Raw genomic sequence first — 13,831 nt, 5'->3', positions numbered from 1 at the left:
CATATGTCAGAATCAGTCCTGCCGGTCCTGGACCTGGGCGTCGGACTAATGGCAGCATTTCGGAGGGGTACTTATTCGTTAATGATATAGGGGGCGATGAAAACTCGCTCGCTTGATAGAAAAACGGGTTGTTCGTCCCGTCCTTGACTGTATAGAAGATTGTCCCGTGCGTTGCGAGGCCACGGGTCGTTCTGGAGGCGTCAACGTTGGACAACCATAGCGCGGACATGGTTGAATTCGGCCAGCACGCACATGTGTTGGTTACTGGGGGCGCAGGCTTCGTAGGGTCGGCACTGGTCGATATGTTGCTTGCGCGCAATTGCACCGTGACCGTTGTCGATGATCTTTCGAACGGCTTGCTTCGCAATCTGCCGACTGGTGACCCCCGCTTGACGATCCGTACCTTCAGGGTCGGCGATCCTGCATACAATGCGGCGGTCCAGGATGAGGTTGGCCTGGCCGATGTCGTATTCCATCTGGCGAGTCCGATTGGCGTCGAGCGTGCTCACAAGGAACGCTTCGCCGTCACCAGCGGCATTCTCGAGTCGGGTTGTTCAATCGTCGAAGCATGCCGGCTGCACAGGCGCCCGCTTCTCTATACGTCGAGTTCAGAAGTCTACGGCTCCGGTCGGGACCGGCCAATCACGGAGTCCGATCCAGTCATGACGGATCTGCGACCGCGATGGGGTTATGCCGCTGCCAAGGCAGCGGTTGAGCATCTGGTTGCTGGACTGTTTTTTGATTTGGGCATCCCTACTTGGATCGTTCGACCATTTAACATGGCCGGACCGCGCCAGCGCTCGGCGACCGGCCTCGTATTGCCAGTGTTTGTCGACGCGGCGTTGCGGGGCGAACCGCTCGTGGTTCACGACGATGGCGAGCAGAGGCGCGCTTTTCTCCACGTAGCCGATGCCGCCGAGGGCTTGCTTCAGGTGATGCAGTGCCGGTCGTTGCGAGGCCGGCCAGTCAACCTGGGCGGCAGCGAGGCGGTTCAGATTGGAAATCTTGCAAAGATGGTGGTTGATGCCACCCAGACGAGTGCGACCATCGTCATGAAATCTTCCAGTGCGGTCTTTGGTGAGCGGTTCGCCGTAACGCACGATCGCGTGCCTGACACAAGTCTATTGACCTCCATGACCGGATGGCGGCCACTGCGAAGCACCAAACAGACAGTGCTCGACTGCATCGAGCACATGCGTTCCGAACGAGCAATGGCTTGATACCTGGTCCATTGGTCCCGTTCATCGGGGCCTTGCTCATATCGGCCGTTTGTGTCTGGCTGTTTGCGCGTCTGGCGATACGCATCGGAGCGGTCTCAAAGGTCAAGAGCGACCGATGGCACACATCGGGTGAGGTACCCCGGCTGGCAGGGCCGGCCATGCTGATCGCGATGGCTCCGTGGCTTCCGGTTGAGCATATTCTTCTGCTGGCTGTTTTCTGCCTGATCGGGGCGCTGGATGACGTCCGGTCCCTTTCCGCCGGTGCCAAGGCAGCGGCATTGGCCGCTGCCGCGATCTTGGCTGGAATCATCACAGGTCTGTGGTGGGTCCCGATCGTCATTTGGATAGCTTGCAACGCGGTCAACATGCTCGACCATGCCGATGGCCTTGCCGCGAGTGCAATCACGGCCGCCTTCCTGGGGCTGGGCGGCGATATCGGGATGGCCGGCGCGGGCGCATGCGTCGGGTTCCTTTGCTTCAACTATCCGCCCGCCCGCGTTTTCATGGGCGATAGCGGCAGCCTTCTGCTCGGGGCGGCAATCGTTCTTCTTGCTTCGAAAAAAGGTTTTGACGCCTCGTTGGCGTGGATTGCCGTCCCGCTGATTGATGCAATATTCGTAACCACTCGCCGCTTGCTACAGGGGCGGAGGCCTTGGATGGGCGGCACGGATCACCTTGGTCATGCCTTGCTTCGGATTGGTGTGAACCGTCGGCTTTTGCCGGCTATTTACGCAGTGGCGGCACTGGCGATAGGGCTGATATTTTCTGCTTTGGCCAGTCCATAGGCCACTCTTCGCGATACCGATCTGCAAAAACGCCACGTTAAGCCTCGCGCAATATATGCGGCATAATCTGCCCGCCAGATTGCGAGGCACCATGAAACGCAAACCACACTTGCTTTTCGCCTTCCCGGCCTTTGTCCTGCTGATCCTGGCGGCGGAGCGAATGGCCACGATCCTGCTCGGAACCTACCCCGCGAGCCCCGATATGTGGAAGCTCTGGCTCACCTTGCACTCGTCTTCCGGTATGGTCTGGCAGCAGGTCGATGTCTATCTGGGAGGGTCGATGGTCCTGGATTTCGCCTTGCTGGGCGCGGCGCTGGGGATCTGCTGGATGGCATCCCGGGCCAGAAGGTCGGCCGCTTTCTTTCTTGCCAACCATGGCACCTTGATCCTCGCCGCATCGATGATTTTCATCGGCGGCCGCTCGCAGACCGCCAGCACCATTGCCGCGTTCACGGCGCCGAGCGGCTTTCAGTTCTCACTGATGATGGACTTCACCTGGCTGAACTGCCTGCTGGCGGTCATCGGGCTGACGGCGTGCACCTATTGCCATTTTGCCTATGTCCGTGAACTCGGCATGCGCGTTGAATCGCGGCGCGTCCGGATCATGGCGCTGCAGAGGGATTTCTAGCGCGGCGCTACCTGCGGCGGCCGAGGCCAGAGCTAGTTTATCTTGTGATAGGTGACCTTGCCTTCCGGGGATACGATCCGCTGGTAGTTGGAGCTTGGCGCGGGGGGCGCCGCCGGAGCCTGCCTCCTTCGCGTCGCGCGCGGCATATCCTCCATGGCGGGCTCCGCCTCGGCGGCGCTGGCAACCGCCGCCGTATCCTCGGCGGGCGCGGGGACCTCCACGACGCGCGGCTCGTCACCGACGTGGTTTCCCGACATTTCCGGTGCCTGCCGCGCGATGTTGGCGTTGACCTCGCCGAAGCTCGCCCGCAGCCGATCGTCCAGCGCCTCGAACCGGCTTTGAAATCCGTTGTTGACGGTGTCCAGCCGCGCGCTCATCCGCTGCTCGAACTGGCCGAGGTCTTCCAGCCGCGCCTCGATCGCGCGCAGGTCGTTGATGCCACGGTAGAGATAGACGGCCGCGGTGGCGTTCAGAAGGGCAAACAGCGCCAGGCCGACGCCGACGGCAACGGCTAGTCTGAACCGGCTCTTCTCCTTGTCGAGCAATGGCGGTTCGACCGCCGCCACCAGGTCGTCGGGATCGCTGATCGTCGTCATTGGACCACCACCTTGGTGCCGACAGGCACGCGCCTGAAAAGATCGATGACATCGGTATTGGTCAGGCGGAAACAGCCTGACGTGCCGTCGAAACCCACGCCCGAGGGGTCGTTGGTGCCATGGATGCGATAGAGCGTGTCGCGACCATCGCGAAGCAGATAGAGCGCCCTGGCGCCGAGCGGGTTGTACGGCCCCGAGGGCACCATCTCCGGCAACTCCGGCTGGCGGGCGCGCATTTCCCGGGGCGGACGCCACGCCGGCCACTCGGTCTTCGCCCCCACCTGCACCGTACCCGTCCAGCCAAATCCATCGCGGCCGACGCTGATCCGGTAGCGCAGGGCCTCGCCCTTGCCGGTCACCAGATAGAGCGCTTTTTCCTGCTTGCGGATGATTATGGTTCCAGTCTTCTCGGCAGTGGAAAACGCCACCGTCTTGCGCAGGCTGGGTCCCATGGCCGGCAGAGGCGGGCGGCTGTCTGCCCACGCGATCTGTCCGGCCGGAAACGCCAGCACCAGGCCGAGGAGGCCGGCGGCCGTCAGTCGAACGCGATGGCCGCTAGCGGGCCGCATCGTCGAGCCGCTCGCGGAACATCTTCTTCAGGTCCTTGCTGAAGCGCGCCCGCCCATCCACTTCGGACGGCAGCATCGCGCGGTTCAGGGCGTCGGCCAGCAGGGCGTTGTCGAGGCCGACCGATTTGATGTGCGGCGCCTTGAAGATCTTCTCCAGCTCGCTGCGCGAGAAGTGGTTGCCGAACCATTTGCGCTTGTGCTTGTTGGCCACCAGCGTGATCGAGACGGCATTGCCGCGCAGTTCACGGATCTTCTTGTAGAGCCGTTTGCCTTGCCGCAGCGAGGCGACGTTGAGCTCGAAGACGATGAAGATCTCGTCGCTCGTCGAAAGCACGGAATTGTGCCAGGGCGTTTCGATGTTCGGCAGGTCGATGACGATGTCGTCGAAACGGTAGGCGACGAGGTCGAGCAGCCGGAACACGAAATCGGCGCCCTGCGGCTCGAACGGCAGTTGCGGCCGCTCGAAGGCGTACAGCGTCAGGCCGGACGGCCGCGACAGCTTGATGACATCCATCAGCTCGACATCGAGCCGTTCCGGCTGGCCGATGATGCCGGCAAGGTCGAACTGGTTGAACAGGTTGAGATAGGCGCCGCAATTGGCGCTCTGGAAGTCGAGGTCGACCAGGCAGGTCGAGGCCGCGCGCTCGGTCGATTTCGAGGCCAGGAATTCAGCCGCCGATAGAGCCAGCGTCGTGGCGCCGGCACCGCCGCTGGCGCTGATGAAGGTGATGATGCGGCTCTTGGCGCCCTGGTTGCCGCTGTCGTGGAAGGTCACCGCGTTGAGCAGTTCCTTGCCGTCGAGCGGCTTGTGCAGCCAGTCCGAGGCATTCATGCGCACCAGGACGCGCGTCTGCTCCGAGGTCAGCTCGTCGGAAACCGCGATCAGCGGCACGGTCGCCCACAGCGCGCGCGCCTCGACGATGCCTGGCTTGCCAAGCAATTCGCCATTGCCGAGATCGAGGATGACGATGCCCGGGCGCGTGTCGGCCGGCGGCCCCTTGAGAAAATCGCCCGTCTCGGCAACCCGCACATCATAGATCGCCAGCGCATCGAGCCGTGTCGCCACCTCGCGCTTGAAATTCGGATCGGAGGAAAACAGCGCGACCTGCTTTCGCTTGGTGGGCAGGACCTTGGTGTTGATGGCGTTCATGGGTACGTGCTCTTCATGTCTTCGCCCGTGACCGTGCTCAGCATGGAGGGCATGGTGATGTTGCCGAACCCGAGCAATCCGCCCAGAAAGAAGAACTGGAAGGGATGATTGACAATGCTGACGGTGATGGTAGGCACCGGCCCGCTGGGCCGCGTCCAGTAGCCGAGGCCGGAGGCGGCATACTCGATCCGGACCTCGGATTTCTGCAGGGTCGGCAGGAATGTGACCATGCCCGCCCTACCGCCGCCGCCACTGAAAACAAAATCAAATGAGGCCTGGCTCGATGTGAGAGCCTGGCATGTGGTGCCTGTGCCGCAGATGCACGAAACAGTGCCGGCCGTATTGGCGGTGCAGATGTAGTCGTACGTCCCTGCCGGAACGGCGGTTCCCACAAGCAACGTGTCGGACGGCGTCTTGGCCTCCAGGGCGAGCCCGCTTGCAACCGGCGTCGAAATCTGCGCGAGTCTGGCTCCAGTCTGCACTGCCTTGTTGCCGGCGTTCCACTGGTAGAAGAGGAAGCCGAAATCGACAAAGCCGAGCAGAAGGGTCAGTAGCAACGGCATGGCTACAGCCATTTCGACCATGGTGGCGCCGGACTGGTCCGCGCTGAATTTTCTCCTCGCCGTCACCATCCGAAGACTCGCTCCTGATGCGACACGGTTATCGTAAGGGCCCCGAAGCCCAGATAGCTCCAAAGCCCGAGATCGCTATACGGGAATGAAGTGCTGACCTCAACGACGGCCACTTTGGGGGTGCTGCTGAGATAGAGCTCAGTGCCTGTGGTGGCATCGACCGCGTCGGTGAGGCTTGGGGTGACCGTGATCTGGGAGGTTTTCCAGCCCGTCACCCTAGCGGTGCCGTTGGTCACGGCGCCGTTCACGGCCAGGTTGGTTCCGAGGGTAACGCAAGTATTCCAGTTGCTGTCGTTGCAGCGGGCCATGTAACGCGCGCCGTCCTCAACGCCGGCCTCGAGCAGCAAGCGCGTGTTCAAGATGTTGGACAATTCGAACACACCCGCCGACAACAAGAGCATGAAGGGTACGACGAGCGCCACCTCGACCAGAGCAGCACCGTTCTCCTCTCCTCTGAAACGCTGGATGATTTCGCTGAACCTGATCATCGCTGCTTCTACCGGTAGAGCTGGGCTTCATTGCGCTGAAGCTTCTTCAGCGTGTTCTGACCGACGACCGTGCTGATGTCCTCCATCTCGCCGTAGATGTCGGCATTCGGTGGCCCGCCCGCCGGTTCCGTCACGAACACGCTGGCAAAGGCCTGCACCGGCAAGGTTTGCCCGCCACCTTTGACGGAGTTGGCGTTGCAATCAATGATCGCGACATAGAGCAGCCGCCTGTCTGCGCCTTGCGTCGTCGTGTTGCATTGCGGCGCCGTCGCTTCCTGGCCACTCTTCAAGCCGGGATTGTCAATCTCATACTTGTAGACGCAATATCGGCTAGGGCTGGCACCGCAGGACGTCGTCACTCCCGTAGTGCTGGCATTTCCGTGGTTCACGGACCAGTAGCCTGCAAAATCCCAGGAGCCATCGCCGAGCACGCCCGCCTGTGTGCAGCCGCCCGAGTAAAAGCAATTATCCCTGGGCAGCGCCTTGTAGTTGTTCGCCTGCCCGCTGTTGGGCACATCATATGTGCAGCTTGGCTTGCCGGCATTCTTCACAACCATGCCCTTGCGGACATTCGGCGCTGGCGGATTGATAGATGGATCGGTTTTGTAAGGGCCGCCATTCGAGAAAATGTCGAAGCGGGTGTTGATGCCATCATTTACGGGAGGGATGTTGCCCGGGCGGGTTGTTACCCCGTTCTGACTGTAGCAGGCGGGCGGACTGGTGACCGCGAACATCTCAGTCAGCGCCCCCGTCGATTTGTCTCCCTCAGGAGATGACAGAAAACCATAATTGCCAGGACCATATTGAGCGCTGGCGCCGCCTTGCTGCTCCTTCAGCCAGATCATCGGCTTCGTGGTTCCCGACAAGGCGGTCTGGAGAGCGCCGATGGATGCATAGGGGTTGCAGATGAACATCGGTGTGAATTGACAAAGCGCGTTGTTGAAGCCCGCTACCGACTGCGTCTGCAGGTTCATGGTGTCGTTGCTTCCGACAAAACTCGCCGGGAAGATTGTTGCAAACGCTGTGGAGTTGACCGTTACTTCAGCGAATTTCGCCACTTTCGGATCGGTGGTGCTCCAGTTCACGGCATTCTCGTCGACCCCGGCGGCGCTCAGCCCGATGCTATCGTTGGCGGGAATGCCGGACAGATAGGTGACGGTCAGGTCGGCCGCGACAAGCGTGTGATAGCCCGAGGTTGAAAATTTCGTGGCGTTGGTCGTCAGAAGATACCCAATCGCCCTGTTGGCCCTGCTGATCGCGTCCGTGTTGCCGTCCAACTCGGCCGCTGCCGCCAGCGCAAAGGCATCGGCACCCTTCTGCATATCATTGTGGAGGCCATTAGCCCGGCTCATATCGATAGCCAGAAGCGACAAGCCGACGAGAACCGGCACCAAGATTGCGGCGAACAGCATCGCCACGCCGCGTTGATCGTTCCAGAAGGCACGCATGGTCCTCAACATGACCTTACTCTCTGCTTTCCTGCGCAAGGGCCCCTCGCACGCCCGGCGCCCTCCGCATCCTTCCGTTCAGTTCACGGCGTCGTCACACCCGACCCGCCGACATTGACCGTGATGGCCGGCGGCGGCGGCGGTGGCGGCGGAAATTTGTAGCTGTGCGCGACAGCGGCGGCGCGCGTGCCGTCGCCTTCGATATGCGTGTTCCTGGAAGCCGGATTGAGCGGGTCGACCGTTTGCAGCATCGAGTTGAACTTCTGCGTGTCGCCGGCGGCCAGGGTCACCGTGTCGTAGTGGTTCAGATAGTCCGCGGCGCAGCCTGAAAGCAGACCGGCACACAGAATGAGGATCAAGGTGCTATTTCTTGACATAGAGCATCTTGTCCTTCGATTTGAAGTCCAGCATGTGGCCATAGGGGCCGGTGACGCCGTCGCCTGTTTCGTACTTGCGGATCATGTCCTTGTTCACCTCGAGCTGCCCGAGCAGGAAGAACTCCGGGTCGTTCGCCGGCCGTGTCTTGTCGAAAGGCGTCGCCAGCTGCTCGCCAGGCTTCACCGGACGCACGATATGCGGCGTGACGACGACGACGAGTTCGGTCTCTTCCTTCTGGCTGCTCGAATTGCGAAACAGCGTGCCGATGACAGGCACCTGGCCGAGCCATGGCACCTGGTTCTGCAGCTTGGTCGTCTTGCTGGACAGGAGCCCGCCGACCGCGAAGCTCTGGCCGTCGCGCAGTTCGACAACGGTCGACAATTTGCGGTTGGTGAAGATCGGGTCGCCGGCTGTCGTGAAGCCGGTCAGGTCGCTGACCTCCGGCGCCAGCTGGATGTGGATCTTGTCGTCGGCGAGCACGATCGGCGTGAACAACAGATTGACGCCGAATTGCTTGTACTCGATCTGGACCTCGCCGTTCTTGTCGACGCTCCGGATCGGAACCTGGCCGCCGGCGTTGAAACTGGCGGGTTCGCCGGAAAGCGTGGTGAGGTTTGGCTCGGCAAGCGTGCGCACCACGCCCTTGGCCTCAAGTGCTTCAATGATCAGGTCGACCTTGATATTGGCGTCGATTATCTGGGTAATCAACGACGCGAAGGGATTACTGTTCGACAGCAGGCCGGTCACGAGAGTCCCTGGGTCTGCTCCGGGTGGAGTGGTGGCAGCGATGCCTGTTCCAAAATGAGTTGCATTGCTGTCCCTGCTTCTGAACGACACGCCGAGATCGCGGCCGGCGTTGCGCTTGGCCTCCAGCACGCGCACTTCGAGATTGACCTGCTGGCTGTCGTCGACGGTGACGGCATTGATGATGGCATCGGGCCCGTATTGCTGGGCGACTTCCATGATGGCCGCCAGCGTCGCGCCGTCCTTGACGTGGCCGCCAAGCCGCACCCTGCCGTTGACCGAGCCGATTTCTATGCGCGACCTTGGCGAAACCTGGCGGATCGCCGCCGCCATGTCGCTGACGTCGACGCCGACCTCGATCTGGATGACGCCGAGCGATCGCTTGTCGGGCGAGAACAAATTGACCGTGGTGGTGCCGGCGCCCTTGCCGATGACGTAGAGCGTGCGGTCGGTCATTGGCTGCGCGTCGGCGATCTTCTCGTCGCCAACGACGATATCGCCGAGATTGGCGTTCACCTGGATTGTCACCGATTGCGACATAGGCAGGAAAACACGATGGACGCTGGGATTCGACACGTCGATGAAGCGGTCGGCTGCTTCAGCCGCCAGGCTCGACAGCAACAGCGCCGCCAGACACGACAACGCGGCCGCCGCCATCCTCACCCAAACCCCCTGCATCCCCGTCTCCCCAATCGCTGCTGTGGCAGCCCATTTTCATTAGCCGCAGCTTATCACGGTTGTCGCGGCACGTCATATGTCTCGAGCTTCACGCCCCGAAATACGCCCACGGTCACGTTCTTCGGCGGTTCCGGCTGCACATATTTGACCACTTCCTTGACGACCTCGCGCACTTCCGGCGCAGATGCCACGGCCGGAGCGGGTTTGACCTTGCCCAACTCGTCAAGGCGGCTTCCCACCTTCTCCACGGCCTGGGCTAACCCGGCAATCTTGTCGTCGGCACGCTTGCGCTCAGCTTCCGCCAATGCGTCCGCTGCCGCTTTCCTGTCGAGTTCAGCCTGTCGCTTGGCGACGTCTTCGGGCGTTTCGCCGGTCAGGTCCGACAGCGTCACGCGTTCGGTCGTCTCGCCCTTGCTGGCCGCGGCCTGACGCAGCGCCAGCGAGAGCTGGCCGGCGCCGGCGGCGAGTGTGAGCTTCTGGGCATCCTTGGTGCTGGCCTCGAGCGTTACTGCTTTGACGACCGTCGGGCTGTCCTTGCTTTCGTCGGCAACCTGGTCGACTGCGAGCACCTTCATGCTCTGCAGCAGAACGTCGACGAAACTCTTGTCCGTGCCATCGCTATCACGAACCGTGCGGGTCAAAAGGATGTCAACGCGATCGCCTGGAAAAACAAACCCCGCAACGCCGAGCACATCATTAACTCGTATGGAAACGGCTTTCATCCCTTCGCCCAGCACAGCCGAAAGCGTGGCGCGCTGGCCGGGGCCAGTGATCTTAGTGGCGAGAACGGGCTCATTGGTGCCAATCGTCTGCAGCGCCTGCTTTGCGCCTTCGCCGGCCAGTGCGTCCTTGGTTGTCTTGAAGGCGCCAGCTGGAACCGCGCCCGCCGGCCAGGCGATTTCACGGAGCTTATCGGCACTCAGAGTGTCGCCGAACTTCAATGGCATTGCGGCCACCACGACCGTATCGCGCTGGACGCCGTTTGCTTCGGCCATGGCGCTACGCTGGTTTGCCAGCCAGATGTTGACAAGCACCACCGCGAGCACGCCGAACACGCCGGCTAGCACGATCATGATAAACGTATTGGCGCGCATTGGACCCAAGCCCCTAGGCCATACAGCGGGAACTCGCCCGCCGCGATTCAGGATCAGGCCCGGATTTTACGAATCCGGGCCTGATTTCTTGTCGATCAGTTGCCCGTCCCACCGGCAGCATCGCAGGAGCCGATACCGCTTCCCTGCATCTTGCCGCATAGACCGACAAACCGGCCGCTGACCCAGCCGCCGATCGCCAGAATGGCGAGGATGGCTGCACCGGCGATTATACCAACCAAGATCGAATACTCGACCATGGCAGCACCGCTCTCATCGTCGCGGAACTGCCGCGTGATTGCCGTGAGTTTTTCCATGTCAGTGTGCCCGATCAGGTGCCGACGCCTGTACCCTTGACGCAGGTGCCGCCAGCCTTGCCATTCAGGGTGTCGCAGAGACCGCTGAAACGACCGCTAACCCAGCCGCCGATCGCCAAAATGGCGAGGATGGCTGCACCAGCGATGATGCCGACCAGGATAGAATATTCGACCATGGCAGCGCCGTTTTCGTCGTCGCGGAACTGCCGGGTCATCGTCATGAGCTTCTTCATGTCAATTTCTCCCCTTGGAGGTTTGAACCCGACGAGACAGAGCCAAGGATGAACTCCATACCCAAGCATCCCCCGTCATCTCGATCCTAGGTCCCGAGAAATTGCGGAGTCAAACGGGATTAACGGTTCCTTAACTTCCCAATACATGAACTTCCGAGTTGAGCGCAGCCTCAAATTTGAGCAAGAGCTTGATTCGTCTGATTTTTCAAGCGCCCTTAACCATTCGTTCACAATTATGCATCTGACCTAATAAAGCCGTAACTACTTTAGTGGTAAGGCATACGCCTTTATATCTTAGGGGTTATAGCCAGATATGGAGTGGATGCCGATGTCGGAGCGCCCGAGGGGTGCGGATGCGCCAAAGCTTAGTGTGCCAATCATGTTGGTGGCTTGGGCGGCCGGAAATAAAAACGATATTTTTTGGCGGCGCTCCTTAACTATGTTGAAAGTATTGACCAGGCGCTAGGCGCCACGGCGCTTGTGCCCTGATTGGTTAACGTTTAGTTTCCGCTAATGCAGGGTTAGGGGAGCATAGGCGATTATGCTAGGGCGTTTCATCAAGGGGCCGGGGGCGCAGCCTGTCGCGACAAACGAGGAGCCGCTGACGATGCTGCCTGCTGCCCCGGCCCTTTCTCCGGCGGCTGATATCGAATCCCATGGCGACGCATTCCTGACGCTCAAGGTCGAGCTGCATCGTCATTTGATCGACCGTTTCAATCTGACCGCCCTCGAAAACGCGTCCAAGGACGAAATCCTGAATGAGATTCGTCCGATCGTTCGCGAGTTCGTTCGAAATCGAAGCGTACCGCTGAACGCCCGAGAGCTCGATCAACTGACCAGTGACACGGCTGACGAGATGCTCGGACTGGGACCGATCGAACCGCTGCTCAAGGATGACTCCATTACCGACATCCTTATAAACACGCACAACCGCGTCTTCATCGAGCGGCGTGGCTTGGTTGAAGAGACGGCAATCCGGTTTCGAGACGAGGCGCATTTGCTGCGTATCATCAACAAGATCGTTTCCGCCATTGGCCGGCGCGTCGATGAATCCGCGCCGATGGTGGATGCACGGCTGGAAGATGGCTCGCGTGTTAATATCGCCGTGCGGCCGATCTCGGTCGACGGCCCGTTGGTGTCGATCCGGAAGTTCTCCAAGAATCCCTATTCGCTCGAACGGCTGATGGCGCTCAATTCGATCCGCCAGCCGATGGTCGATCTGCTGCGGATCGCCGTGCAGTCGCGCAAATCGATCCTGGTTTCTGGCGGCACCGGCAGCGGCAAGACGACCTTGCTCAACGCGCTGTCGAGCTACATTCCGTCGAGGGAGCGCCTGATCACAATCGAGGACGCGGCGGAGTTGCAATTGCAACAGCCCCATGTCGGACGGCTCGAGACACGCCCGCCCAATGTCGAAGGAAAGGGCGAGGTTCGTCAGCGCGAACTGGTCAAGAACGCGCTGCGCATGCGCCCGGACCGTATCATCGTCGGCGAGGTGCGCGGCGAGGAGGCCTTCGACATGCTGCAGGCCATGAACACCGGCCATGAAGGCTCGATGACCACCATCCACGCCAACACGCCGCGCGATGCCATCTCGCGCCTCGAGCAGATGGTCGGTATGGGCGCAAATTGCCTCGGCCATCGACATCATTGTGCAGACCCAGCGTCTTTCCGATGGGGGCAGGCGGGTCATTTCGATATCGGAACTGACGGGCATGGAGGGCAACGTGGTGCAGCTTCAGGAAATCTATCATTTTGTCCGACGCGACGTCACTGCGGAAGGCGCGATCATCGGCGAATTTCGAGCAACTGGTGTCCGTCCTCGTTTCTCATCCGAGGCGGCGACGCTCGGACACCATTTTGGCAAGGACGCCTTCAATCCGCAGGTTCCGCTCTGATGCTGTCCGGCCAGTCCCTGCTTTATTTCATCTATACGGTAGCGGCAGCGTCGGTCATTCTTGCCGCCGAGGCCCTGTATCTCTCTTATGCCGGTCGCCGCTCGCGCGCCGGAGTGGTCAATCGCCGGTTGAAGCGCCTTGCTGATGAAGCTCCGGCCGAGCAGACCTTACAACGACTGCTGCGCGAGCGCGGGCTGACAAACTCCGGTGACTTCCTTTTTGGTCTCGTGGGCCTGAATAGACTCTACACGCAATCCGGCATTACGGGGAATCCGCTGACGTTCGCTGCGACATTTCTTGTCATTGGGCTTGTCCTGGCAATGGTTCTCTCATTCTTCATGGGTGTCTCGACCCTGGGGTCGCTCATCATTTTCATTGTAACTGGGCTTGTGCTGCCACTCCTCGTTCTACGACGCGCCCGCAGCAGGCGAATCCGGAAGTTCGCCAAGCAACTCCCCGATGCGCTGGACATGATCGTCCGCTCGCTGCGGGCCGGACATCCCTCCACGGTGGCAGTTGGTCTCGTGGCTCGGGAGATGCCCGATCCTCTAGGCACCGAGTTTGGCATCGTGTCCGACGAAATCACATTTGGCCTCAGCATGGAGCAAGCCGTGCGAAAACTATCACAACGAGTAGGTTTCGACGGCCTCAACCTGTTGTCGGTGTCGCTGTCGATCCAAGCCAAGACAGGCGGAAATCTGACCGGCATCTTGCACAATCTTTCCTCGGTACTGCGGGAAAGACATAAGCTGGGGATGAAGATAAGAGCGCTCTCAGCGGAAGGTAGAGTATCAGCGTGGATCATATCGCTATTCCCGATAGTGATGTTCTTGATTCTTCTGGTTCTTGCGCCGTCTTACTATGGCGCTGTTTGGGGAAATCCGATCATAACGCCGGTGTTTGTGATCTTTGGGACTTGGGCGCTTCTGGGTGATTTTATCATGTATAAAATGGTTAATTTCGACTTCTGAGGGGA

Annotated in this window: 15 protein-coding genes and 1 pseudogene; 5 read left to right on the top strand and 11 right to left on the bottom strand. The window is 60.6% G+C overall.

The features are described from left to right. Positions 1 to 206: 206 nt before the first annotated feature. The 3 genes from FJW08_RS00670 to FJW08_RS00660 all read left to right on the top strand — a co-directional run bounded on the left by FJW08_RS00670 (position 207) and on the right by FJW08_RS00660 (position 2,633). Complete coding sequence (locus FJW08_RS00670; RefSeq protein ID WP_140808088.1) at positions 207 to 1,220, top strand: NAD-dependent epimerase/dehydratase family protein; 1,014 nt, start codon at positions 207 to 209, stop codon at positions 1,218 to 1,220. Between the two features lie 158 nt (positions 1,221 to 1,378). After that, positions 1,379 to 2,005: an MraY family glycosyltransferase gene (locus FJW08_RS00665; protein ID WP_246682131.1), complete on the top strand. Its 627-nt coding sequence runs from the start codon at positions 1,379 to 1,381 to the stop codon at positions 2,003 to 2,005. Positions 2,006 to 2,165: 160 nt separating this feature from the next. Next, complete coding sequence (locus FJW08_RS00660) at positions 2,166 to 2,633, top strand: hypothetical protein (RefSeq protein ID WP_246682129.1); 468 nt, start codon at positions 2,166 to 2,168, stop codon at positions 2,631 to 2,633. A 32-nt stretch (positions 2,634 to 2,665) separates the two neighbouring features. Here FJW08_RS00660 and FJW08_RS00655 read toward each other — a convergent pair whose 3' ends face one another. The 11 genes from FJW08_RS00655 to FJW08_RS00605 all read right to left on the bottom strand — a co-directional run bounded on the left by FJW08_RS00655 (position 2,666) and on the right by FJW08_RS00605 (position 10,957). Further along, on the bottom strand, positions 2,666 to 3,229 hold the full coding sequence (locus tag FJW08_RS00655; protein ID WP_140808082.1) for a hypothetical protein: 564 nt from the start codon (positions 3,227 to 3,229) through the stop codon (positions 2,666 to 2,668). After that, positions 3,226 to 3,798: a L,D-transpeptidase gene (locus tag FJW08_RS00650; RefSeq protein WP_140808080.1), complete on the bottom strand. Its 573-nt coding sequence runs from the start codon at positions 3,796 to 3,798 to the stop codon at positions 3,226 to 3,228. Before FJW08_RS00650 ends, FJW08_RS00655 begins: the two co-directional genes overlap by 4 nt. Continuing rightward, positions 3,785 to 4,948: an AAA family ATPase gene (locus FJW08_RS00645; protein ID WP_140765883.1), complete on the bottom strand. Its 1,164-nt coding sequence runs from the start codon at positions 4,946 to 4,948 to the stop codon at positions 3,785 to 3,787. The genes FJW08_RS00650 and FJW08_RS00645 overlap by 14 nt, the downstream gene beginning before the upstream one ends. Next, positions 4,945 to 5,580, bottom strand: a complete 636-nt coding sequence (locus tag FJW08_RS00640; RefSeq protein ID WP_140808078.1) for a TadE/TadG family type IV pilus assembly protein — start codon at positions 5,578 to 5,580, stop codon at positions 4,945 to 4,947. The genes FJW08_RS00645 and FJW08_RS00640 overlap by 4 nt, the downstream gene beginning before the upstream one ends. Further along, positions 5,574 to 6,068: a TadE/TadG family type IV pilus assembly protein gene (locus FJW08_RS00635; protein WP_140808076.1), complete on the bottom strand. Its 495-nt coding sequence runs from the start codon at positions 6,066 to 6,068 to the stop codon at positions 5,574 to 5,576. The genes FJW08_RS00640 and FJW08_RS00635 overlap by 7 nt, the downstream gene beginning before the upstream one ends. Positions 6,069 to 6,076: 8 nt before the next feature. Further along, positions 6,077 to 7,528 carry a pilus assembly protein TadG-related protein gene (locus FJW08_RS00630; protein WP_140808074.1) on the bottom strand — a complete coding sequence of 484 codons (1,452 nt, stop codon included), beginning with the start codon at positions 7,526 to 7,528 and terminating at the stop codon, positions 6,077 to 6,079. 71 nt (positions 7,529 to 7,599) lie between these two features. Further along, entirely contained in the window at positions 7,600 to 7,875 is a 276-nt protein-coding gene (locus FJW08_RS00625; RefSeq protein WP_246682128.1) for a hypothetical protein, read from the bottom strand. 4 nt (positions 7,876 to 7,879) lie between these two features. Then, entirely contained in the window at positions 7,880 to 9,316 is a 1,437-nt protein-coding gene (locus FJW08_RS00620) for a type II and III secretion system protein family protein (RefSeq protein ID WP_140808070.1), read from the bottom strand. A 53-nt stretch (positions 9,317 to 9,369) separates the two neighbouring features. Next, a complete protein-coding gene (gene cpaB / locus FJW08_RS00615) occupies positions 9,370 to 10,410 on the bottom strand; it encodes a Flp pilus assembly protein CpaB (RefSeq protein ID WP_140808068.1) in 1,041 nt (346 codons plus the stop codon). A 95-nt stretch (positions 10,411 to 10,505) separates the two neighbouring features. Then, positions 10,506 to 10,724 (bottom strand): Flp family type IVb pilin, encoded by a 219-nt coding sequence (locus FJW08_RS00610; protein ID WP_140808066.1) that lies wholly within the window; start codon positions 10,722 to 10,724, stop codon positions 10,506 to 10,508. A 14-nt stretch (positions 10,725 to 10,738) separates the two neighbouring features. Further along, positions 10,739 to 10,957, bottom strand: coding sequence for a Flp family type IVb pilin (locus FJW08_RS00605; RefSeq protein ID WP_140808065.1), 219 nt, complete (start codon positions 10,955 to 10,957; stop codon positions 10,739 to 10,741). Positions 10,958 to 11,498: 541 nt separating this feature from the next. Between FJW08_RS00605 and FJW08_RS00600 the strand changes: the two are divergent. Further along, positions 11,499 to 12,855 (top strand): annotated as a pseudogene (locus FJW08_RS00600) (CpaF family protein). Continuing rightward, positions 12,855 to 13,826 carry a type II secretion system F family protein gene (locus FJW08_RS33340; protein WP_140808063.1) on the top strand — a complete coding sequence of 324 codons (972 nt, stop codon included), beginning with the start codon at positions 12,855 to 12,857 and terminating at the stop codon, positions 13,824 to 13,826. Before FJW08_RS00600 ends, FJW08_RS33340 begins: the two are co-directional and overlap by 1 nt. Positions 13,827 to 13,831: the final 5 nt, after the last annotated feature.

This window comes from Mesorhizobium sp. B3-2-1 (assembly GCF_006439515.1).
In the GTDB taxonomy this organism is placed as follows: domain Bacteria; phylum Pseudomonadota; class Alphaproteobacteria; order Rhizobiales; family Rhizobiaceae; genus Mesorhizobium.
Note: the sequence above shows the minus strand (reverse complement) of the source record. Positions and strands in the feature narration are given on the sequence as shown.

Coding starts and splice junctions, on each gene's coding strand:
- FJW08_RS00645 (WP_140765883.1), bottom strand. CDS start 4,948: ATGAACGCCATCAACACCAAGGTCCTGCCCACCAAGCGAAAGCAGGTC.
- FJW08_RS00650 (WP_140808080.1), bottom strand. CDS start 3,798: ATGCGGCCCGCTAGCGGCCATCGCGTTCGACTGACGGCCGCCGGCCTC.
- FJW08_RS00610 (WP_140808066.1), bottom strand. CDS start 10,724: ATGGAAAAACTCACGGCAATCACGCGGCAGTTCCGCGACGATGAGAGC.
- cpaB (WP_140808068.1), bottom strand. CDS start 10,410: ATGCGCGCCAATACGTTTATCATGATCGTGCTAGCCGGCGTGTTCGGC.
- FJW08_RS00660 (WP_246682129.1), top strand. CDS start 2,166: ATGGCCACGATCCTGCTCGGAACCTACCCCGCGAGCCCCGATATGTGG.
- FJW08_RS00620 (WP_140808070.1), bottom strand. CDS start 9,316: ATGCAGGGGGTTTGGGTGAGGATGGCGGCGGCCGCGTTGTCGTGTCTG.
- FJW08_RS00605 (WP_140808065.1), bottom strand. CDS start 10,957: ATGAAGAAGCTCATGACGATGACCCGGCAGTTCCGCGACGACGAAAAC.
- FJW08_RS00630 (WP_140808074.1), bottom strand. CDS start 7,528: ATGTTGAGGACCATGCGTGCCTTCTGGAACGATCAACGCGGCGTGGCG.
- FJW08_RS00640 (WP_140808078.1), bottom strand. CDS start 5,580: ATGGTGACGGCGAGGAGAAAATTCAGCGCGGACCAGTCCGGCGCCACC.
- FJW08_RS00655 (WP_140808082.1), bottom strand. CDS start 3,229: ATGACGACGATCAGCGATCCCGACGACCTGGTGGCGGCGGTCGAACCG.
- FJW08_RS00665 (WP_246682131.1), top strand. CDS start 1,379: ATGCTGATCGCGATGGCTCCGTGGCTTCCGGTTGAGCATATTCTTCTG.
- FJW08_RS33340 (WP_140808063.1), top strand. CDS start 12,855: ATGCTGTCCGGCCAGTCCCTGCTTTATTTCATCTATACGGTAGCGGCA.
- FJW08_RS00635 (WP_140808076.1), bottom strand. CDS start 6,068: ATGATCAGGTTCAGCGAAATCATCCAGCGTTTCAGAGGAGAGGAGAAC.